The organism is Bacillus sp. PSXD-155 (assembly GCF_049310765.1).
GTDB lineage: Bacteria > Bacillota > Bacilli > Bacillales > Bacillaceae_G > Bacillus_A > Bacillus_A cereus.
The window spans coordinates 57,059-79,471 of sequence record NZ_JBMOWC010000014.1 but is presented as its reverse complement, the minus strand read 5'-3'; the positions used below and the strand labels follow the sequence as shown (position 1 = coordinate 79,471).

The window sequence follows — 22,413 nt, the reverse complement described above, 5'->3', positions numbered from 1 at the left end:
GTATGTCCCTCAGAGTCTTTTGCCTGTACTATTCATCTATTTTCAAAAAATATTCAAATGACTAAATAGATTCCGTTTTATTTCTTTTCTTCATATATTTATAGACAAAGATACTAGCAACGATAAGAATAACGCCTCCTAATATTGGTAACATATATTGTCCAACAACGTCCGCTGCCTTTTCCCAATGCGGACCTAATTTCATTCCAAAATAAACATACAAAGTCGTTAACGGGAACATTGCTACAAATGTATATATACTAAATTTCCATATGTTCATTTTCGCCATACCACACGGAACAGAAATAAGCGTTCGAACCCCTGGCACAAAGCGTCCAACAAATGCTACAACCGGTCCATATTTCTCAAAGAAATCATCTGCTTTTTGAATTTGTTCTTCTTTAATGAAGAAGTATTTCCCGTATTTTATTAATAGAGGACGACCGCCGTAATAACCGAGTGCATATAAAGTTAAAGGTCCTGTCGTTCCGCCCAGGGTTCCAGCTAGTACAGCAAGCCAAAAATTCATATCTCCCTCGTACACCCAATAACCAACCATGGGCAAAACTACTTCTGCTGGAATAAATTCAAACGTTAATGCTAACACAACTCCAAAATAAGAAAACTGCTTTAAAAACTCGATTATATCTAAAATAATTTGCTCCATATTTTTAACTCCTATCCTACGTTTACGTTATGCTTTTCTTGTAATTGAATTGGCGCCATTTTTACAATTCGGTTCAAAATAAATAACACAATTCCAATATCATCTAAAATACCGATAAACGGCAGGAAGTCTGGAATTAAATCGAGCGGCATCGCAACATAACCAACTAAAAACGCAATAGATAAAATTTTCTTCTTTATTGAAACCTCTTTTGAAGTGAAAAAGTCAAATAGGAATGGAACAAATCGGCGAACATGAAATACAACTCTTAATCTACTAATAAGTTTTTTCATTTTTATATCTCCTCTCTTTGTATACAAAAAGGACCCTACCAAACATGATAAGGGTCCTAAAAAAGACAATAAGGGGCCTTTACCATTGCTGGTAAAGGTCTCACTAACAACGAAACGTTGCCAATAAAGCCGAGGGTTTCTCCCTGTAATGACGACTTTACTGTAATAAGTTACTCCCCTTTATATACACAATTTTATACAATCACATTAAAATATTTTGGAGGGCTTGTCAATATATTTTATATCCCACATCCTCCTGCTTAACATTCCGTAAAAACAAAAAACGTATAGGAAATTTCTTACTATCTCATAATATACATAATCATTTTTGAATGAAAGGAGAGGCTTCATTTGCATACCGTATGGAAAGGTGCCCTTTCACTTGGACTATTAAATATAGGAATCAAACTATACAGTGCCGTAGAAGAAAACGATATAAAATTTTTAAGTCTTCATAAAGAATGCTTAACACCTATTAAATATAAAAAATTTGCTCCTGATTGTACGGATGAAGAAATTGATGATAAAGATATTGTAAAAGCCTATGAATACGCACCTCATAAGTACATTATTATGGATGAAAAAGAATTAGCTGAGTTGCAAAAAGCTCACGAACCAAGATCTATTCGTATTATATCTTTTGTCCAAAATAACGAAATTGATTCTGTTCTCTACGATCGTTCTTATTTTATAGGCCCTACCTCAGGACATGAAAAATCGTATTTATTATTAAAAGAAGCTCTTGAACGTACGAATAAACTTGGTCTTATCCATATTTCCATTAGAAAAAAACAACATTTAGCTATTATCCGTAACTTTGAAGATGGGCTTATATTACAAACTATTCACTACCCTAATGAAATTCGCGATATAACAAATACACCTAACTTACCAAGTAACGAAAATTATCCGATTCAAAAACAAGAACTCACAGCGGCAATCAATTTAATCCACCATCTTACAAATCCTTTTGAACAAGAGATGTATACAGATGAGTATAAAGAAGCCCTTACCGAATTAATCGAAAATAAAATTGAACAACAGGAAAAAACCGAAACAATCTCTCCAGCTCCGAACATCATCAATATTATGGAGACATTACAGGCAAGTATTGAACAAGCAAAAATAAAAAGAGACAATAAAACAGAAAAAGAGGCCAAATAAAATTGACCTCTTTTTTCTTTAAAGCGGATTACATTTTGGCATTTCAAGTCCAGACGATTGAGCTAGTTTTAATAAGTAATAACATTCTTCTCTTGCCATATGATCTGCCATTCTAGCAGATAATGCACTTAATATTTCATTCGATAACTCCATCTCTTCAACCTCATGGAGAAAATGCGAAAATAATTTTAACTCAAGTGAAACATCTTTTGTAAACTTCTTTAATGCAGGAAAATGATGAAGCTCTGTCCGTAAATACCCCGTCATTTCAACTGCCTTTAAGTAAAATTGTTCAAAGTGCTTCGTAAAATCTTCGCTTTTCTCTTTTAATCTTTTTTCAACAAGATCTAATCCACCAGAAATAGAGCCTGCATGACCAGCCGCATCCGTTAACCAAACGAGATGGTAATGTAATTCATGAAAAACAGGCGGAACTTCTCCTTTCTTTAAAAATTCTAACACCGTTATATATTCTTCTACTTCGTTTACCATATGATTGATGAAAGTTGGCGTAAAATGAATAGTGATTTTTCCCTCGAGTTGTTTCTGTATAATACTTAATTTAAACGTTCGTATTTCCTTTGCGGCTCGTTCTGCCTCTTTTGAAAATGCAATGAGATTCACATTATGAACTTTATTTAAAAGATTCGTAAATGTTTCAAGAAAATATGTGGCCTTCTTTATATCTTCTTTTTCCTTCGGAGCTAATGCATCAAGTAAAAATTGCGAATGATCAGTAAGCACCCTTAGCCAAAATTGATGCTCAAACAACGCACTTTCTTCATAATTCCTCTCCACTAAATCGCCTCCGTTTATTCATCCTTCTCTATCACTTGAAGTTTATATCCATCTGGGTCTTGTACTACAATACTCTTCTCACTTTTGTTTTCTGTATATGCAATTTTATAAAACACTAACCTCTTCTTTAAATTCTCTATGTTAGAAATTGAAAATGTTAAACCAGCGCATGAATTCGTAAAACTCTTCTCTCGTCCCCCTAACATACGATTCATTACAAAACTAATTCTCGTTGAATCAGTATCATACCAAACCCCTGTTACATCTAATTGGGGTCTTTCTAAACTAGGCTTGATTCCTAAAATCCCTTCATAAAAATACAGAGTTTCCTTTAAGTTCTTTACTTCTAACACGATTAAATTCTTTACATTCTCCACATTCATTCCCCCTGTACTTATTACTTTTTTATATGTGTCATAAATGCTCATTATGTCTGAATACAATACGTAGTAATGAACATGTAAGGAGGTTTATTCATGAATAAATATATGAGATCATTCGTACCCTATCATAGTCCTCTCGATCCTTGTCCTCCTATCGGAAAAAAATATTATTCTACTCCTCCTAATTTATTTTTAGGCTTTCAACCGCCAAACTTGCCTCAATTCACACCAAAAGAAGCACTACAAAAAGGGACTTTATGGCCTGTTTTTTATGACTATTATGAAAATCCTTATAAAAAAGGGCGGTGACTACTGACGTGAATCAATCGCTACCAGAAGAATACTATCAGCTTTTACTGGAGCTTCAAGAATTAGACTTTGTACTAGTTGAACTCACTCTTTATTTAGATACACATCCAGATGACACCGCCGCGATTAATCAATTTAATGACTTTTCCTATAAGCGGAGAGTATTAAAACAAAAGATGGAAGAAAAATACGGACCACTCCAACAGTTTGGAAACAGCTATTCTAATGCCCCTTGGGAATGGAGCAAAGGTCCTTGGCCATGGCAAATATAAAGGAGAGAAACTATGTGGATTTATGAAAAGAAATTACAATACCCAGTTAAAGTGGGAACTTGTAATCCAGCACTTGCAAAATTATTAATTGAGCAATACGGTGGTGCAGATGGAGAATTAGCTGCTGCACTACGTTACTTAAATCAGCGTTATACAATTCCCGATAAAGTCATTGGCCTCCTTACCGATATTGGTACAGAAGAATTTGCACATCTTGAAATGATTGCTACGATGGTTTATAAGCTGACAAAAGATGCGACTCCTGAACAGATGAAGGCAGCTGGTCTCGACCCTCATTACGTTGACCATGACAGCGCACTTCATTACCATAACGCAGCTGGTGTTCCATTTACTGCAACCTATATACAAGCTAAAGGTGATCCAATTGCCGACCTATACGAAGATATTGCTGCTGAAGAAAAAGCGCGTGCCACATATCAATGGCTTATTAACCAATCTGACGATCCCGATATAAATGACAGTTTACGCTTTTTACGCGAACGAGAAATTGTCCATTCACAACGTTTCCGAGAAGCGGTTGAAATTTTAAAAGAAGAACGCGATAGAAAAATATATTTTTAATACACGTATCCTAGCGATATGTGTTTTTTTATGTTAAAAGTTAAATCCTTCCTATTAAACATATAAATAGTATATTTATTCGATTTAATGCATTATTTTTTAATTTTTTCAAAATTCCCTATTGCTTTCTAGTCATCAGACCTTTAAAATAATAACAGTTACTCGACAAATTATTTGAATTTTCGACAAAAATACTCATTAGGAGGATTTTCTTTATATGCGTACAACTTTAAAACCAGCGCAAATACTTTCGATTAGTTTATTACTATTCGCAGTTTTCTTCGGTGCTGGTAATATGATTTTCCCGCCCCTTCTCGGTCTTTCTTCCGGAGAAAATATGTGGGTTTCTATTACAGGATTTATTATTACAGACGTCGGTTTATCTTTACTTGCTATCGTTGCTGTTGCCCTTGCTGGTGGTAGTTTTAACACTTTAGCGAGCCGTGTTCATCCAAAATTCGCAGCAGTATTCGCTATCATTATTTATCTTTCAATCGGCCCACTATTTGTTATTCCACGAACTGGATCTGTATCTTATGAAATCGGGATTGCACCACTTTTCCCGGATCAATGGTATTCTATGTTAGTTTTTAGTGCGATTTTCTTTACAGTCGTTTACTTCTTATCATTAAATCCATCCAAGCTAGTAGATCATATCGGTAAAATATTAACGCCAATTTTACTTGTAATTATTGCAATTATGGCAACAAAAGCGATTCTTTCACCAGGAACATTTGCAGAGCCTATCGGTGACTATAAAAACATCCCGTTTTTCAAAGGATTTCTCGAAGGATTTTTAACGTTAGATGCAATTGGCGCTCTCGTACTATCAACAATTGTTGTAAATGCAATTCGGCAAAACGGTATACAAGAGAAGAAATCTATCGCGAAATATACAATCATTTGCGGAAGTATCGCTGCTCTATTCTTAACAATTGTTTACTTCTTACTCGGTTATATTGGAGCTTCAAACGGAAACTTAGGGCAATTCGAAAACGGTGGTCAACTATTAGCTACTGTTATGTATCAATTCTTTGGGACAAGCGGTAATATTTTATTAAGTATCGCCATTATCTTCGCTTGTTTAACGACGGCAATTGGTGTTGTAAGTGCATTTGCAAATTACTTCACAACAGTACTAACAAATGTTTCATACAAAAAGCTTGTGCTATACGTTTGTATCTTTAGTTTCGTTATTTCAAACTTAGGATTAAGCTTATTAATTAAAATCACACTACCTGTATTAATTATTTTGTACCCAATTACAATCATTTTAGTTTTCGTATCATTTATCGACAAATATACGAAACGTAAACCTTCTGTCTACATCGGAGCGATGATCGCAGCATTTATTATTAGCTGTATTCATGCACTTGATAATGTGGAAATGATACCAGGTTTTATCGCTAATATCGTACACACTATTCCTTTTTATAACTTAGGAATTGGCTGGATCATTCCAGCAATAATCGGTGGTATAATTGGATACTTTATTCCGCAAACAGAAGCTGCAGGTGAAGTTTCTACAAAATAAAGAACAGAAGCAAGCATGAAATCCATGCTTGCTTCTGTTTATTTTCACATCGTATGCTTAAAAGTAAATAACTCTTCTTTCGACTGCACAACAGATTGTTCCTCTTCTACAACATCCTTCTTTAGCTCTCCTCCTAATCTTACTTTCAACATCGCCTCTTCTATACTTTTCACAATCATATTTCCTGAAAAAATAGTAAGCCCGAAAAATGTAATTGGGACGAGAGGAATCCATGGATGCACTGTTAATGATCTAAAATAGACTCCAATTAAGCCTGACCATTCATGTGTATAAGATTCTATTTCTTCTATCGGCCCTAAAAAATTAACCGTTCCACCAAAGAATATTTCTAGTAATCCTAAGTGCAGTAAAATAGTAAGAGTCTGCGTAAACTGTTGAAGAAATACGAGTATAAAAGTCATATAGATATGCGGAAAAAGATGTTTTATAACAATACGTCTCCTCGATCCGCCTAATATGCGCGCAGCATCAACAAATTCTTCCGTTTGTAATTTACGAACTTCCTTCGCGACATACAGTGCAATAACTGGCATCACAAGCATTACAAGTAATACAACTTGAAACGAAGCCCTTTCAAAAAAGCTTGTTGTTTCCTCCCCGCTTCCAAATAGATTTGCAAATTGAAGAAAAAAATACGCAATCATAACTGTTGGAATAACTGTGAAACTATCAAAAAAAGCCTCAATCTTTGAAAAACCTCTTCTTACATATGTTCCAAGTACAACACCAAAGAACACACCTATTACCATTCTAAGTGCCGCAATTAAAATAGATATACCAATCGTCCACTTCGCGCCTTCAATAACTAAATGTAAAAGGTCGTATCCTTTCCGATCTGTCCCGAGTAAAAATTGGAATGAAGGTGAAAACGGTGGCACTTGTGGATTTTCATCCGCATCATATTGCAATGTAACTTGCCTAATGTGTCCATCATTCCATAACGTATTTCCGATGCTCAAAAGAACTAATATGAGAAGAAACCCAATGCTTATCCAAAATCTTTTATCACGTTTTATATACGTCCACATATTATAATCTCTCCTTCATCGCAGCCGGAATGAGATAATGAAACAATTTAAATAAAATAAAAATCGGAATATAAATAAGCAGTACACTAACGATGAAAACCTCCACCCTAATACCTTCGTACGATTTTAAAAACATGAAAATACCACCCGTATTAAAAATCCATTCTATAATATATAAATTAGATAACATAAAAAAGATATTCGTTTTCGCAAAGAAAAGTGTACTAAGCAACACATTTCGTAAAATATGACGATTTAAAATATGAAAACGCCCCAAACCTTTCGCCTTAGCAAATAGTACATAATCTTTTTCTAATTCATTTTCAAAACGAAGCACTACCATTTTTACAAACATAATCGTAGTCGGGATGCTCAAACAAAGTATCGGCAATCCTCTAATCGACTCGCCTCCAATTGAAGCAATTTGAAAAGGTAAAAAACCTGTTTGTTTAAAAAACCATACAACTAAAATTTGTGATACTAAAATAAGAAGAATATCTGGAATGGATTCTAGGAAGATAAGAAATGATTTAATTCGATGTTGTATACGCGGTGAACTACTCATAATTACATAAACGATACAAAATGCTACAAATAATGAAATGAAAAAAGCAGCCAAAAAAATAATAATCGTTTCTTTATAATGGACGAACAACTGTGGAAATAAAAATTTACCTCTCACATATTGCAAATTGGAAATATCCATTAAGTTCACAAACACTTCTTTTAAACTCTGTATGTACTTTGATACATCCACCTTAAATCCATAAAATAATTTCGGCAAAGCCCCTAAAATAATAATCCCCAAAATCGAAATAAGAAATTGAATCGTCACTTCCATTCCATTCAAAAATACCTTTTTGACCATTTTCGCCCTTCTCTCTCTATAATTTACCCCTTAATTTTATTCTTAATTTTCTGAATTGTAAATATTTTAAGAACAAAAAATCACTAGGCTATGATCCTAGTGATTCCTTATGCGCATGCCTTTCTCTTTTCGCAAACGGCATATACAAAACCAAACATCCAATAAGCGCAGCTATTTCTAATGAAATAATATAGTAAGGATGCGGCCCTAACATATCAAGTAATGAAGCTGTTTCTGGCTTATGAGCTAAAAACATATAATTACCACCTGTTTTGTAATTTACAAACGAAACAATTGGAATCAATATGTTTAAAAATATCATTGTGCGTTTAATAGATTGTACTGTCGGACGATATCCTTCCACCCAAGTCATAAAGAGTGGTGCCCAAATGAGCAATATATGCGCGATAAAATATTCAATGAAACGAAAATGCGGAAAAGCATACTGCAAGTTTGGCGTTAAAATAGCTTGTGATGCACCAATAATTCCCGTGAAAAATACAATCTCATATATGCGGTAACTTTTCGTTACGATCATAATCGACGCTAATAATAAACTAATCGTACATAATTCAAACGGTAATGAAGTAGCTAGCTCAAAAATCCCCGCTTTCCACTCCCACATATGAAGCCCAATTTCACTACCTATAAATAAAAATGCAATTGCATATCGAACCGTTATATTCCACTCACTTTGACGTAATACATCTTGGTATTGATACAGAAAAAATATCCCCACCAACATAATAAATAATATAAGGGCATGTTGCCTTGAGTATGGAATAAATGGTTTTAATGGGTGTGCGCTAAAATAAGCTTCCATCTTCCTTCCTCCTTTCCTCCATACAATATTATTGTAAGAAAGAAACGACGAGTCAATTCATTTGCTTACACTAGGACAACCTCTACCTTACATTTACATATTCATACCTTACAAAACTGTAAGGTTATTGTAAGCTAAAACGATTTGTCAGATTCTTCACCTCTTCTATACTTAATGTAGATACTAAAACGAACGAAAAGGTGATAAATAGATGAAAAAGAAAAATAAAGTGTTAATTACTAGTGTAGTAGCAATCGGAATTGCAGCTGGATCATACTTTGCATTTGCTGGGGGCGGTTCAGATGTAGCAATGGCATATAGCGGATATAAAGTAACCGAAAAACAAATCCAAAACGCGCAAAAATTTGGTGGCGAAGTTATTCCAAATGGAATTGAAACTATTTCATTCGATCCAACAAAAGGAACATATGAATTAGCTGTAAAAAAAGGCGATGAAGTGAAAAAAGGTCAGCTTCTATTTAAATACAATGACCCGACTGCTAAACAAGGGGTAACAGAAGCAGAAATGCAAAAGAAAATCGCACAAAAAGAAGTAACGTTGTTCCAAAAACAAATTGATGCGGCGAAACAAAAATTACAAAAAGATAAAAATTCAGGCCTTCCTGCTGAAGCATTAAAAGCATCAGAAGCTGAAGTTGGGCAATTAGAATCACAACTTGAAATGAAAAAGTTTGAAGTTGAAAAAGCTGATGAAATGATTAAAACAGCAAAAGAGAAAGTAAACAATCTTTCTGTAACAAGTCCTGCTGATGGCGTAATTGATGATATCGTGAAAACTGCTGACGAAAAAACAGGTATGAGCGGAGTTACTCTTCGTCACGCTGGTCAATTTAAAGTAAAAGGTCAACTTTCTGAATATGAGCTTGCTAGTATGAAAGTTGGGCAAGAAGTAACTGTTTCATCAAAAACTGTCGCTGGTAAGACTTGGGCAGGAAAAGTAACAGAAATCGGTTCTACACCATTAAAGAGCATGGATGAAAATAAAACTGTTTCTAACTATCAATTCACTGTCACATTAGATAATAGTGACGAATTACAAAACGGATTCCACGTTTACGTAACAAGTAAATCTGGCGAAGCAACTGGTACAATTGTTCCGAAAAGCAGTATCGTGAAAAAAGGTGACAAAAATGTTGTCTTCGTTGTAAAAGACGGTAAAGCGAAAGAACAAGCAGTTACTGTTGAATTCGAGACTGATAGCGAAGCAAAAGTTTCTGGAGTGAAAAAAGGAGAGGAAATTATCTCTAAGCCTGAAAAAGACTTAAAAGATGGTATGGAGGTTGTCGCCCAGTGATTAACTTAAAAGGCATCACGAAATCCTTCCAAAATGGTGCAGAGTCCGTTCAAATATTACACGGAATTGATGTAACACTGAACCAAGGAGAATTCACTTCGATTATGGGACCTTCTGGTTCTGGTAAATCAACATTAATGAACATTATCGGTTGCTTAGATAAACCGACGACAGGTACGTACGAACTAGCTGGTCAAAACATTTCAAACATGTCTGAAACAGAACTTGCATACGTACGTAATAAAGAAATCGGATTCGTATTCCAAAACTTCATGTTATTACCTAGACTTACAGCACTTCAAAATGTAGAGCTACCTCTTATTTACGCTGGAGTCGATAAAAAAGAAAGACGTGAGCGCTCGTTAGCTGCTTTAACAAAAGTAGGCTTAGCTGATCGCGCTACTCACTTACCGAACGAATTGTCCGGTGGGCAAAAGCAGCGTGTCGCTGTTGCACGTGCAATCGTAAATAACCCAAAATTCATTTTAGCCGATGAACCGACGGGAGCACTTGATACGAAAACAAGCACACAAATTATGGACCTCTTTTACGAATTAAATAAACAAGGCTCAACAATTATTATGATTACCCATGATCGTGAAATCGGGGAAGCTGCAGCACGTCAAATTGTAATTCGTGACGGAAATATCGTCCAAGATTGGAGAGGTTAATTTTGAATACGAGTGAAAATATACGCATGGCCCTTTCCTCTATCTTTGCTCATAAGATGCGTTCTATCTTAACAATGTTAGGTATTATTATCGGTATTAGTGCCATTATTACTATCATCTCAATGGGTGATGGTACAAACGCAAAGTTTAAAAAAGAATTAGGCCAAGGAAAAGATAATGAAGTAACGATTTACTACAACAACCCTGATTACGGAACAGATAGTGCCAAAATCACACCTGATATGCTAAACCGTCTGCAAACTGTACCAGGCGTTAAAGATGTATATCCAGACGTAAGTATGAAAGTAAAAGCATCTGCTGGTTCAAAAGATGTAAATCTTGATTTAAAAGGTGGAACAGGCGCCTTTATGAAAGATTCGAAAATAAAATTAGTTCACGGTCGTGAATTAAATGACAGTGAACTAAACCAAGCAATCCCTGCTGTTATATTAAATGAAGAAGCTTTCAACAAATTATTTAGTGGTTGGGAATCAAACCAATACACAGATATAAAAGGAAAGCCTTATAAAATAGTCGGTGTATACGAAACGAAAAACGACTTCGGAATGCCTATGCCTGAAGGTTATACGTCACTTGAAAACGCGCCTGTCATTTCAGGAGTAAATGAGTATGACTCTGTAAGATTAACAATGACCTCTCCGACAGAACGTAAAAGTGTAGAAAAACAAGCTGTTTCTGTCTTAAACGAAATGAAAGCTCCTAAATTTGAGCACAAATTCGAAGCACAAGATTTAGGTGAATTTACGAAACAACTAGACGAATCAATCGGTATGATGAAAATGGTATTCGGTGGTATTGCTGCTATCTCCTTACTTGTTGGTGGTATCGGTGTAATGAACATCATGCTCGTATCTGTAACAGAACGTACACGTGAGATTGGTATTCGTAAAGCACTTGGTGCAACACGTGGTAAAGTATTAACACAATTCTTAATCGAATCTTGTATTTTAACAGGACTTGGTGGTTTCATCGGATTCATGCTTGGTATTTTCTTCGCTTGGATCGTCTCAATCTTTGCTGGATGGCCACTCGTTGTCTCAAAAGAACTTGGACTTCTTGCCGTAGGTATTTCAATGCTAATCGGTATTGCATTCGGACTACTACCAGCCAACAAAGCTGCAAAACTTGATCCAATTGAATGTTTACGATATGAATAAACAAAAACGTAGGAGTTTACACTCCTGCGTTTTTTATTTACCTATTAAATCGAGTTTCTTCTATTATATATATTTCACGTTACAACTATCACTCTAATACTCTTCATTATTTATAGGTACTAAGGCTATTATCTAATCCTATTATTGCAAAAATACTATGTAACAGACGAAAATCAAGGCGTAATTTTTTCCATGCTTCGACTGATTTTGTAACAATTATATCGATATTTCATTAAATTTCACCTCATTTATATCTTTTTACATCTAAAAAGGTTATCATTCCATAACTATCTTTTCATTCAGACAGTAAAATACGCTGTTTTTGTAACACTATAGATATCCACAAGAAATATTACCGTAACATTATTAATGTTACGGTAATTGAAATGCTACTCATTTTGTGTTTTACATGCCCTAATACGCCAAAAAACAACAAGGAAGCGCTATCAGGATATTTATGGAATTGTTACAGAATATTAATGCCCCGTTACGAAAGCTTTGTAATTTTATGTTTTTCGCAAATAAGAAAATAATGGTTGCTATAATGAGGTCAACGAAAACAAATGCAATGGAGGCTATTATGAAAAAATTTATGGGTATAGCAACAGCAGCGGTTTTTGGTCTTGGGATTTTCACAACATCTGCTAAAGCAGAAACGATCGTAACGACTGACGTACTAAACGTACGAGAAAACCCAACTACTGAATCAAAAGTTGTAGGAAAATTATTAGATGGATATAAAGTAAATGTTTTACATACAGAAAATGGTTGGTCAAAAGTTCAATTGAATAGCGGTAAAGAAGCTTTCATAAGCGCTGACTATACAAAAGACACTTACTACGTAACAGCAAACGTATTAAATGTACGTGCTAGTGCAAACACAGATTCAGAGATTCTTGGTAAGTTGAAAAAAGATGATGTAATCGAAACAACACACCAAGTACAAAATGATTGGATTCAATTTGAATATAACGGAAAAACAGCTTATGTTCATGTTCCTTACTTAACAGGTAAAGCACCAGTTAAAGTTCAACCAGTAGTTAAAGCTGAAAAAACAACTACAGTTCAAGATACAGCTAAAGTTCGTGAAGCTGTTAAAGCTCAGGAAGTAGCTGAAACTCAAGCAAAAGCTAAAGCAGTGGAAGCAGCTGAAGCTCAAGCAGAAGTTAAAGCTCAAGAAGCGGCTAAAGCTCGTGAAGCAGCTAAGGCTCAAGAAGCAGCTAAAGCTCAGGCAGATGCTGAAGCTCAAGCAGAAGCTAAAGCTCAAGAGGCGGCTAAAGCTCGTGAAGCAGCTAAAGCTCAAGAAGATGCTGAAGCTCAAGCAGCGGCTAAAGCTCAAGAAGCAGCTAAAGCTCGTGAAGCGGCTAAAGCTCAAGAAGATGCTGAAGCTCAAGCGGCTAAGGCTCAAGAAGCAGCTGAAGCTCGTGAAGCGGCTAAAGCTAAAGAAGCAGCTAAAGCTCAAAAACCAGCTACACAACAACCTGTTGCAAAAGAAACTGAAACAAGTGCACCATCATCTTCTCGTGAGTTACGTGTTGTAGCAACAGCTTATACAGCAGATCCACTTGAAAATGGTTATAAAGCAGGCGACCAAGTAAAATCAGCTTTAGGCCACAACTTAACAGCTAATCCAAACATGAAACTAATTGCAGTTGATCCAAGTGTCATTCCATTAGGTTCAAAAGTATGGGTTGAAGGTTACGGAGTAGCAATCGCTGGTGATACTGGTGGAGCTATTAAAGGTAATAAAATCGACGTTTTAATGCCAGATAAAGGCACATCAAGTAGCTGGGGACGTAAAACAGTTACAGTTAAAGTATTAAACTAGTTAAAAAAAAGAGTCAGTCTCATCGTTGAGGCTGGCTCTTTTTTTTACTCTATTAAACTACTGAAAAATGACATAGTAAATGAAATTATATCAACGATTTTTCAAATATATCTATCGTAACCTACAATATATCAACGATTTTTCGAATATATCTATCATAACTTACAATATATCAACGATTCGACAAGAGATATCGATTTACCGACAAATTTTGACGTTAAAAGTACTTTAATATTAAAAAGGCGTTCCAAAATTTGGACCGCCCCCTATCTTCCCTATTCCACACAAGTAAACTGTGTCCAAGCCCCTACGTAATCTAGTAAGAATAACTCCTCTTCCGCAATTATACCGACAATATTTTTCCGTTCATCTATCGGCATTTCTTTTAGAATGATTTGCAGTTCACCTTTATACTTACCAAATGAATTGTTACCAATTACAACTTGCCCTCTTTCCTGTAGCACACTTTCGCGCACTGGGAAGTCATAGTCTTTGTACTTTTTACGCACTTCTGTAGAACGTACCATATACTCTGTTATGTCGCCGCGCCTTACGTGTAATTCTTGCAGCGTAGCTCTCTTCTCTACTTCAATCGCTTCGTCTACAAAGTGCACTTTTAGCTGTAACATGTAGCGATTTAAGTTTCCTAGTTTCTCTAACTCTTCCTCACTCGCATAAGCATTTCCGATAATGACATCATCAATTAACCCTGTTGCCCATAAATGCTTCGCTTGTACTTCAATTGGTAAATTACGATGCTCTTCTAATGTACATAATCCATCGTTAATATCCCATGGACCGATGTTTGCGACATGTGATGTAATAAAGGCTGCACTGCGAATACCATGCTTTTTAAAGCGTTCACTGCAGCGAATGAAATAATCGTACGGAAGACCAGTGAATTTTTGCGGATAAAAATTATGGCAACCAATTAAAGCTGATTTATTCGCTTGATGCGAAAGAATATTTTCTAAGTACGCAATATCGTTACTTACATTTAACTCAATTTTTAAACCGTACGGATTATTCGTCATTTTCGCTTCAGTTAACCCGTCGAAGCCTACATCTAAACGAATACCGTCTGCACCTAACTCCGCGAAGAATGATAAATCGCTATAACTAATACCAAGCTGATCAAAAACAGCCGGAGCTACATCTAAAATAACTTCCATATTGTTATCTTTTGCGTGATTGATAATCTCTTTAAATTCAGCTACAATTTCTTCTTTCGGACGATTCACAGATAACAAACAAGTAAATATTCTTGAAAAACCGTGTCGTGCCGCTGCGGAAATATAAGCCATATCTTTTTCTTTCGTTGAATGTTCTGGATAAAGTGAAATTCCTAATTTACGCTCCATGCTTTTGCATCTCCTTCACACGTTGTATTAATGCCATGCTCGTAAATCTATATTTTGCAGATAAACATGTTGCACATAAAATTGTCGGTACAATAATTACGTACGGTGAGTGTAGACCTAACATTACATATGCACCCATTGAACAACCGATAAATAAAACTGATACTAGTAGTAACACTAATAAAGATTTACTTTGTACCCATTTCGAATAATGGGCAGTACACTGTCCGACCACGAATGTAATTAAGATGATAATTGCTCCGAGCATTCTGTTTTCTCCTCTCCTGCTAATTGTTGTTTCTCATACATTTTGAAGAATGGATAGTAAATAACGAATGAGATCGCAAAGTTAACAAGTACAAGTACACCAGCCATAATTGTCCAGTCCGTGCTAATAATCGCTGCAATTGGTGCTAACATCGTAAATGGCAGTTTCGCCATCATGAGTGGAATCATACCTGAAACAACTGCGAAATATGATACTGTCGTTGTCACTAGCGGTGTAATAACGAACGGAATAATTAAGATTGGGTTCATTACAATCGGAGCTCCGAAAATAATTGGCTCGTTAATATTGAATAAACCTGGTACGAATGATAATCTACCTAACTCTTTTAGGAACTTAGATTTAGAGAACATAAACATAATTACTAAAGCTAACGTTGAGCCTGATCCGCCAATCCATACGAACCATTGAATGAATTGCTCTGTAAATAAGTTTGGTAACTGATGTGCATTTCCTGTAGCCGTGAACACTTCCATATTTTCAAGAATTGCTGAATCCCACATCGGACGAATAATTGGTCCTAAAATCGCCGGTCCATGTATACCAAATGACCAGAAGAACACGATTAAGAATACTGTTAATAAACCACCGAATAAGTTATTTCCTACTAGTACTGATTTTAATGGTGCGATTAAGTATGTAATTGTTGTATTTACATCGAATTTCAAACCGTAGCGAATGCCCCAGAATAAAAGAATAACTACTAATGTTGGAATTAATGCTGCAAACGAATTTGAAACTGCTGGTGGGACACTGTCTGGTAATTTTATTGAGATATTATGCTTAATCATAAAATGATAAATTTCTACTGCAATTAATGCTGTAACAATTGCGCCGAATAAAGACGTTGCACTTAATGTTCCTACTGAAATATATCGACCTGCATCAATAACACCTGGTACAGCTTTCGTAATTTGAATTGGTTCAACTGATGCTAGTAAAAAGGCGAGTACAGATAGTAGCCCTGCACTTAATTGATTGAGCTGATAAAAGTTCGCGAGCGAAGCTCCTACACCAAACGCTGCGTATAATGCCATTAGTCCTACTGTAAATCGGAATGGAATATCTAAAATATGGCGAAACGGTGCAATCCATTCCATATATGCATCAATTGGTAAATTTAAAAAGATAACGAAAAATGACCCGACGATCGTTAACGGTAATGTAGAAATAACCCCATTTCGTATTGCCAATAAATGTCGTTGTCCTGCAATCTTTTGCGTTGTTGGCATAATCTTTTGTTCCATAAAATTCATAAACCCATTCATCAATAGCCCTCCTCTTTCTCTCTACTATAAAAGAATGAAATAAACTTTATAACATTATAATGTTTATATTTAAAAAGATATAATTATGCTAAAACTAATTGTTCTGCTTGCCTAAGCACTTTCAAACCATCACACATGCCATAATCTCGTTGGTCTATAATTGCAACTGGTATGTTGTATGAGTTTGCAAGAAACTCTACAGCTGGAAATAAATATTTCACTTGTGGACCAATTAAAACGACATCAGCTTCCTTAATTTCAAGTTTCACAAGTTCTGAATCAACCGCCTTAATTTTATAATTCTTCCCCTGTTTCTTTGCCTCTTCTTGCATTTTTCTTACGACCATACTCGTTGACATACCTGCTGCACAACATAATAAAATATACATCTTATACTGTCACTTTCTCTTCCACGCGTTTATGAAGAGTAATAAATTCTTTAGCTAGTTCTTTCACTGTAATTGCATTCATTAAATGGTCTTGTGCGTGCACTAACAGTAAACTGATTTCTGCATGATTTCCTCTTGCCTCTTCTTGAATTAAATCCGTTTGAATACGATGCGCTGCTGAAATTTCCTCACTAGCAAGTTTCATCTTTTCACCCGCATTCTCAAAATCTCCTTGTCTTGCAAAAGCGATTGCTTCAAGCGCCGCACTTCTCGCATTGCCACCATGTAAAATTAATGCAAATGGAGTTTGCATATCAGCCATTTTAAATTCCCCCAAGCTATATGTTTTCTATATTTTTATCTTATTATGAAAACGCATACAATTAAACATAAAAAACTTCCGTTATGTAACGGAAGTTTTTATATACTTTTTCAAAATGATAATAAAATCTCTTGAAAATCTTCAATTACCTCGGTCTGAGTAAGTTTCTCTATCGTAGTTTGACTAGACATAATATCATATAAAAAATCATAAAGCCTTTGCAAATCTTCATTATTATTGCGCTTTACACTAAATAAAATAATTACTTGTACTTTTTTATCTCCCCAATCAACAGCCTTTTCAAGTGTGCAAAACATCAAAAAAGTTTCCTCACTTAATAACTGCATCGGATGCGGGATTGCAACTGAATTCCCAACCGCTGTCGGAGACGTATTTTCTCTTTCCATAACAGAAGCATAAAAGTTTTCTGGTACATAGCGTTTCTCAGCAGCTTTCTCACATAAAAACTGAATAACATCCTCTTTCGTAGAAGCACTATGATTTAAAAAGATTAAATCTTCCTTAATATATTGCTGCACACTATTATTCACATGCGTAAACAACCGCTGACCAATCGATTTAATCTCTTTATCATCAAATATTGAATTCACTTTTATAACTGGAACAGGCAAGCCACTCGGTATATGAATCGTACTAATAATACAATCTATTTTTTCTTTATAAAGATCTTCTACTTTCAATTGATAATAGCCTGTAATACCTACAATCTCTAATTTATCTCGGAACTGTGATAAAATTTTATATTTTAATAGTTGTGCACTTCCTTGACCAGTCGCACAAACTAATAAGCATCTTTTCTTTTGATTCTGCTCCTGCAAACGGCTCATCGCTCCGCCGAAGTGAATTGCTATATAACCAATTTCACTTTCAGGGATCGATTCACCCGTATATTCACCAATGATATCTCCAACAAGAACCGCAATTTCAAAAGCATATGGATAATTCTTTTTCACTTCTGCCAAAAGAGGATTTCTCGTATTTAACTTATACTTCAAACGATTTAATAACGTTTTTAAATGAATACCAAATCCAAATAATAATTCTTCATCATAATAAAAAATAAGATTCCGTTCTTCCGCTACTTTAAAAAGAATATGTTGCATAAATGCATATATATCTTTTCCTAATAGCTCTTCTACATTTTCATAGCGATCTCTCGTTGTAACAGCAGTACTTAATAAATGCATCGTCACATATAATACTTCTTCTTCTGGAAATAAAAATTTTAACTCTTTCTCTAAATCTCCTAAAATCTGCTTCGCAATTGTATATTCTTTCTTTATTATAAGTTCTGATTGCTCCGCATGCAGTTCTTTCATATAATGTTGACTTTGACAACGCTTTAATGCGATTGCAATATGAATGACTAAATTATCAATTTCTATATCAGATAAATATATTGTTCCGCCTTCAATATACTTTAATATAATTGAACGAATGAGTGATATATGAGGTAGCGATAAATATGTCTCCGTCTGCTCAAATTGCTCATGAAACGGAGTATGGTCATAACGCGGTAAACCATATTGTGATAAACAAGAACGAATATTAAATTCCCCTCCAACAATACGTATACCATAATACGGTCTCTTCTCAATTTGTAATTTATAGCGGCCACATATATCTGTAACATCTTTCATAATTAAATTGACCGTTGATTTGCTCACATAAATCTCTTCTGCTAATTCTGAAAGCTTCACATATCCCTCTGTCGTTAAAACACGCTGCAGAATATACGCTATTCTTTCTTCATAAGAAGTTGGGATCTTTTCCGTCTGTTTTTGAAATAGACTCACACAAAATTCTTCAAATTTCTTCGTTTGTATAATTTCTAATTCGTACCCAGTCCCTCTTTGCGATTCGATTTTCGCTCCGTTTTCTTCCAATATATCATTTAATAATTTTATATCCTTTTGAATCGTCTTCGTTGATACATGTAAACGGCCCGCTAAAAAAGCTCGATTTAACATCGATTTCTCTTCTAAAAACTCCTCTAAAATAGAAATTAATCGCTGATGCACCTTTGTCATAGCTCTTCCTCTCGCTCTTTATATATAAAGGGGGAAAAGCTGCTGAAATCAGTAGTTTTTCCCCTTTATATTCTCTCTATTTCTTTAATGTGAACCCGAATTTATCCCATGCTTGTAAATAATCTAATAAGAAAATTTCTTCTTCTATAATTCGACCAACTACATTTGTTTTTCCTGTATTCACCATATCTTTTAATGCAATTTGTAATTCGCCTTTATACTGGCCATATTGTTCATTATCAATTAATAAATCTCCACGCTTAATTTCACGCGTATTATGAGGTTTAAACTCTTCTTTTTTATATTTCACACGACTTTGTGTAGAACGAATCATATATTCAGATACATCTCCGCGATAAAAATGTGGTTCGTCTAATACGATAATTCTTTCTAATTCTGTCGTTGTATCATATAGTTCTATATCAAATGTTTGTTTCTCTTTATTTAATGCACCTAGTGCTTGTAATTCTTCTTCTGACGCATATGCGTTTGCAATAATAACATCATCAATTAATTCCGTCGCGAATAAATGCTTCGCCTGTGTTGTCATCGGTAATTCACGATGCTGCTCTAATGTACATAACCCTTCTGTTACTGGCCAAGGTCCGTATGTTGCATCAAATGATGAAATAAAAGCAGCCGTTCTCATACCGTAATCTTTAAATTGTTTCGAGCATTTAATGAAATGATCGTATGATAACCCTGAATAACGATGCGGATAAAAATTATGACAACCAATTAAATTTTCACGATTTGGTCTATGACTCATAATGTTATCTACATACTTCGTACCATTACTCATATTAATCTCAATTTTCAAACCATACGGATTATAAGTCATAATTGATTCTTCTAATCCTGAGAAACCAACATCTAAACGAATACCGTACGCACCTAATTCATGGAAGAATGATAAATCATTATACGAAATACCTAATTGTTCAAAAACAGATGGACTAATATCAACTAATACTTGGAACCCTAATGCATTCGCATGAGAGATCGTTTCTTTAAATTCTTCTATAATTTTCTCTTTTTCTCCATCCACAGATAATAAACATGTGAACACACGTGTAAATCCATATTTACTTGCTAATGTTAAATACTCCTTATCTTTCTCTACTGTTGAATGTTCTGGATAAATAGAAATACCTAATCGTCTCATATGTACACGCCTCTTTCTTCATCATATTGTAAACCTTTTCAAATATATGTAGTGAAAAAGTATATATCCCCTTCTTGTTCACTACCCTTTTGAATCCGCTTTCTTTAAAGAAAAAACAATTTCTATCATTCTTAACACCTACAAGTCTATACATCTATACTTTACATCTTTTTTTCATAGTTGTGTAGCTTTTACACAAATTTGTCAGTTTTTCATCTTAAAAATTGTTATCCGTTTTCAAGACACCTTCCTTGACTGTTTCATTGGCCAATACATATACTCGAAAGAAAAGAGAAAATTTTATATAGGGGATGAATATATGGGAGAAGCAATACTCGTAAAACGAGAACCGTTATGGACAAAAGAGTTTGTTGCTTTAATTTTTGCAAACTTATGTATGTTTTTAGGGTTTCAAATGTTAATTCCAACCTTACCTGTTTATGTGAAAGAAATTGGTGGCACAAGTTCCAATATCGGATTGGTTGTTGGCATGTTTACCGTTGCGGCACTTTTTGTTAGACCGCTAACTGGGAATGCCTTGCAAAAATTCAATAAAAAAATCATTTTAATGATCGGTACTGCTATTTGTTTACTCGCTATGGGCAGTTACCTTTTCGCCTCAACAATCTTTCTCTTGCTTGCTGTTCGTATTTTACACGGAGCTGGTTTCGGTATTACAACGACTACATATGGAACTGTCGTTTCTGATTTAATTCCCTCAGCTCGCCGCGGAGAAGGCATGGGATATTTTGGCCTTTCTGGAACAATTGCAATGGCCCTCGGTCCACTTATCGGACTATGGCTTATGCAAACATATAACTTCACAATTCTTTTTTTATGTGCATTATCGTGCACAATTGTTTCATTAATATTAACGAAACTACTTCAAATCCAAAAAACGAAACAGCCTCCACAACAATCATCTAGTACTTTTCTCGATGGATTTATTGAGCGTAAAGCTTTACTTCCTTCATTATTAATATTATGTATTACATTAATGTACGGAGGAATCGGAAGTTTTATCACACTATTTGCTACAGAAGTCGGCATAGCTGATATTAGTCTCTTCTTTTTATGTAACGCACTAGCAATCGCTGTAACTCGTCCATTCTCTGGGAAGCTATATGATGCGAAAGGTCATACATTCGTCATCATTCCGGGAGTTATTATAACGTTTACAGGTATTATTTTATTGTCGTATACGACGACAATTCCGAGCTTAATTATTGCTGCAGCATGTTACGGAAGTGGTTTTGGGGCGATCCAACCCGCACTACAAGCATGGATGATTGACCGCGTAGCACCGCATCGACGTGGCGTAGCAACGGCTACATTCTTCTCCGCATTTGACCTTGGAATCGGCGCTGGAGCTATTATATTTGGATTTATTGCTCATTTTACAAACTATGCAACTGTATATCGTTATTCTTCGCTATTACTTATTGCTTTTCTCTTCATTTACATTACAAGTATAAGAAAACAAAAGCACGGAGATAAAAATACAGAAAAAGCTGCTGGATAATTTAGCGGCTTTTTTTCTTGCAAAAAAGACTACTTAATAAATATTAAACCTTATGTTGACGTTATAAAACTACATGCATTTCCCTACATATTTTTTTAACTTTCCTCAAAAAATATACAATGAACTTGTAGACAATTCCCTTGATATACAATTGAATAATACTATTCTAAAAAGTGTGATTTATTTACAAAAACACTATTTACGAAATACAAAAACCAATAAAATACAGCTGTTTCTTTAAAGAATTGTAAACTTTTCATCTCTTTGTAAATTTAGTGTAAATTTTACTAGCAAACCGTTTACAGTGACTCAAGG

General features: G+C 35.0%; 24 protein-coding genes. 10 read left to right on the top strand and 14 right to left on the bottom strand.

The genetic code is table 11. The features are described from left to right. Nucleotides 1–61: 61 nt before the first annotated feature. Both ACO6VI_RS17100 and ACO6VI_RS17095 read right to left on the bottom strand, forming a co-directional pair. Nucleotides 62–667, bottom strand: a complete 606-nt coding sequence (locus tag ACO6VI_RS17100; RefSeq protein ID WP_000435017.1) for a DedA family protein — start codon at nt 665–667, stop codon at nt 62–64. A gap of 11 nt (nt 668–678) precedes the next feature. Next, nucleotides 679–960 (bottom strand): YkvA family protein, encoded by a 282-nt coding sequence (locus tag ACO6VI_RS17095; protein WP_000733842.1) that lies wholly within the window; start codon nt 958–960, stop codon nt 679–681. A 351-nt stretch (nt 961–1,311) separates the two neighbouring features. Here ACO6VI_RS17095 and ACO6VI_RS17090 point away from each other — a divergent pair, with 351 nt between their 5' ends. Next, nucleotides 1,312–2,124, top strand: a complete 813-nt coding sequence (locus ACO6VI_RS17090) for a Ku protein (protein WP_078994548.1) — start codon at nt 1,312–1,314, stop codon at nt 2,122–2,124. 18 nt (nt 2,125–2,142) lie between these two features. Here ACO6VI_RS17090 and ACO6VI_RS17085 read toward each other — a convergent pair whose 3' ends face one another. Next, entirely contained in the window at nt 2,143–2,922 is a 780-nt protein-coding gene (locus ACO6VI_RS17085) for a DUF2935 domain-containing protein (RefSeq protein ID WP_000440990.1), read from the bottom strand. 14 nt (nt 2,923–2,936) lie between these two features. Next, nucleotides 2,937–3,350, bottom strand: a complete 414-nt coding sequence (locus tag ACO6VI_RS17080) for a VOC family protein (protein ID WP_120460775.1) — start codon at nt 3,348–3,350, stop codon at nt 2,937–2,939. Between the two features lie 48 nt (nt 3,351–3,398). Between ACO6VI_RS17080 and ACO6VI_RS17075 the strand changes: the two genes are divergently transcribed. From ACO6VI_RS17075 to brnQ2, 4 genes are all read left to right on the top strand, one after another. Continuing rightward, on the top strand, nt 3,399–3,614 hold the full coding sequence (locus tag ACO6VI_RS17075; protein ID WP_001046257.1) for a spore coat associated protein CotJA: 216 nt from the start codon (nt 3,399–3,401) through the stop codon (nt 3,612–3,614). An 8-nt stretch (nt 3,615–3,622) separates the two neighbouring features. Beyond that, complete coding sequence (locus ACO6VI_RS17070) at nt 3,623–3,886, top strand: spore coat protein CotJB (RefSeq protein WP_001076510.1); 264 nt, start codon at nt 3,623–3,625, stop codon at nt 3,884–3,886. Nucleotides 3,887–3,898: 12 nt separating this feature from the next. Then, a complete protein-coding gene (cotJC, locus tag ACO6VI_RS17065) occupies nt 3,899–4,468 on the top strand; it encodes a spore coat protein CotJC (protein ID WP_000265278.1) in 570 nt (189 codons plus the stop codon). A gap of 217 nt (nt 4,469–4,685) precedes the next feature. Continuing rightward, nucleotides 4,686–6,002, top strand: a complete 1,317-nt coding sequence (gene brnQ2, locus ACO6VI_RS17060) for a branched-chain amino acid transport system II carrier protein BrnQ2 (protein WP_063546521.1) — start codon at nt 4,686–4,688, stop codon at nt 6,000–6,002. Between the two features lie 44 nt (nt 6,003–6,046). On the opposite strand, the gene ACO6VI_RS17055 is transcribed toward brnQ2, so the two are convergent. The 3 genes from ACO6VI_RS17055 to ACO6VI_RS17045 form a co-directional block, all read right to left on the bottom strand. After that, nucleotides 6,047–7,051 (bottom strand): ABC transporter permease, encoded by a 1,005-nt coding sequence (locus tag ACO6VI_RS17055; protein WP_065482286.1) that lies wholly within the window; start codon nt 7,049–7,051, stop codon nt 6,047–6,049. Between the two features lies 1 nt (nt 7,052). After that, a complete protein-coding gene (locus tag ACO6VI_RS17050; protein WP_000239687.1) occupies nt 7,053–7,919 on the bottom strand; it encodes an ABC transporter permease subunit in 867 nt (288 codons plus the stop codon). 88 nt (nt 7,920–8,007) lie between these two features. Next, on the bottom strand, nt 8,008–8,742 hold the full coding sequence (locus tag ACO6VI_RS17045) for a TIGR02206 family membrane protein (RefSeq protein ID WP_000388700.1): 735 nt from the start codon (nt 8,740–8,742) through the stop codon (nt 8,008–8,010). Between the two features lie 211 nt (nt 8,743–8,953). Here ACO6VI_RS17045 and ACO6VI_RS17040 point away from each other — a divergent pair, with 211 nt between their 5' ends. The 4 genes from ACO6VI_RS17040 (at nt 8,954) to entC (ending at nt 13,734) form a co-directional block, all read left to right on the top strand. After that, the gene (locus ACO6VI_RS17040; RefSeq protein ID WP_088021525.1) at nt 8,954–10,057 is read left to right on the top strand and encodes an efflux RND transporter periplasmic adaptor subunit; all 1,104 of its coding nucleotides are present in this window, start codon (nt 8,954–8,956) and stop codon (nt 10,055–10,057) included. Beyond that, nucleotides 10,054–10,728: an ABC transporter ATP-binding protein gene (locus tag ACO6VI_RS17035; RefSeq protein WP_422423702.1), complete on the top strand. Its 675-nt coding sequence runs from the start codon at nt 10,054–10,056 to the stop codon at nt 10,726–10,728. Before ACO6VI_RS17040 ends, ACO6VI_RS17035 begins: the two co-directional genes overlap by 4 nt. Nucleotides 10,729–10,754: 26 nt before the next feature. After that, the gene (locus ACO6VI_RS17030; RefSeq protein ID WP_015406456.1) at nt 10,755–11,906 is read left to right on the top strand and encodes an ABC transporter permease; all 1,152 of its coding nucleotides are present in this window, start codon (nt 10,755–10,757) and stop codon (nt 11,904–11,906) included. Between the two features lie 457 nt (nt 11,907–12,363). After that, complete coding sequence (entC, locus tag ACO6VI_RS17025; RefSeq protein ID WP_422423700.1) at nt 12,364–13,734, top strand: cell wall-binding protein EntC; 1,371 nt, start codon at nt 12,364–12,366, stop codon at nt 13,732–13,734. Nucleotides 13,735–14,009: 275 nt separating this feature from the next. Here entC and ACO6VI_RS17020 read toward each other — a convergent pair whose 3' ends face one another. The 7 genes from ACO6VI_RS17020 to ACO6VI_RS16990 form a co-directional block, all read right to left on the bottom strand. Continuing rightward, nucleotides 14,010–15,095 (bottom strand): DUF871 domain-containing protein, encoded by a 1,086-nt coding sequence (locus ACO6VI_RS17020; RefSeq protein WP_063546516.1) that lies wholly within the window; start codon nt 15,093–15,095, stop codon nt 14,010–14,012. Then, entirely contained in the window at nt 15,085–15,363 is a 279-nt protein-coding gene (locus ACO6VI_RS17015; protein ID WP_098834627.1) for a hypothetical protein, read from the bottom strand. The genes ACO6VI_RS17020 and ACO6VI_RS17015 overlap by 11 nt, the downstream gene beginning before the upstream one ends. After that, complete coding sequence (locus tag ACO6VI_RS17010; protein WP_001013042.1) at nt 15,339–16,649, bottom strand: PTS sugar transporter subunit IIC; 1,311 nt, start codon at nt 16,647–16,649, stop codon at nt 15,339–15,341. The genes ACO6VI_RS17015 and ACO6VI_RS17010 overlap by 25 nt, the downstream gene beginning before the upstream one ends. A gap of 83 nt (nt 16,650–16,732) precedes the next feature. Beyond that, nucleotides 16,733–17,038 carry a PTS sugar transporter subunit IIB gene (locus tag ACO6VI_RS17005; RefSeq protein ID WP_000275645.1) on the bottom strand — a complete coding sequence of 102 codons (306 nt, stop codon included), beginning with the start codon at nt 17,036–17,038 and terminating at the stop codon, nt 16,733–16,735. A gap of 1 nt (nt 17,039) precedes the next feature. Next, nucleotides 17,040–17,360, bottom strand: a complete 321-nt coding sequence (locus ACO6VI_RS17000) for a PTS lactose/cellobiose transporter subunit IIA (RefSeq protein WP_000774624.1) — start codon at nt 17,358–17,360, stop codon at nt 17,040–17,042. Between the two features lie 110 nt (nt 17,361–17,470). Then, on the bottom strand, nt 17,471–19,411 hold the full coding sequence (locus ACO6VI_RS16995; protein ID WP_063546514.1) for a BglG family transcription antiterminator: 1,941 nt from the start codon (nt 19,409–19,411) through the stop codon (nt 17,471–17,473). Nucleotides 19,412–19,487: 76 nt separating this feature from the next. After that, complete coding sequence (locus ACO6VI_RS16990; protein WP_001253350.1) at nt 19,488–20,576, bottom strand: DUF871 domain-containing protein; 1,089 nt, start codon at nt 20,574–20,576, stop codon at nt 19,488–19,490. 319 nt (nt 20,577–20,895) lie between these two features. Here ACO6VI_RS16990 and ACO6VI_RS16985 point away from each other — a divergent pair, with 319 nt between their 5' ends. Then, nucleotides 20,896–22,098, top strand: a complete 1,203-nt coding sequence (locus tag ACO6VI_RS16985) for an MFS transporter (protein ID WP_000503254.1) — start codon at nt 20,896–20,898, stop codon at nt 22,096–22,098. Nucleotides 22,099–22,413: the final 315 nt, after the last annotated feature.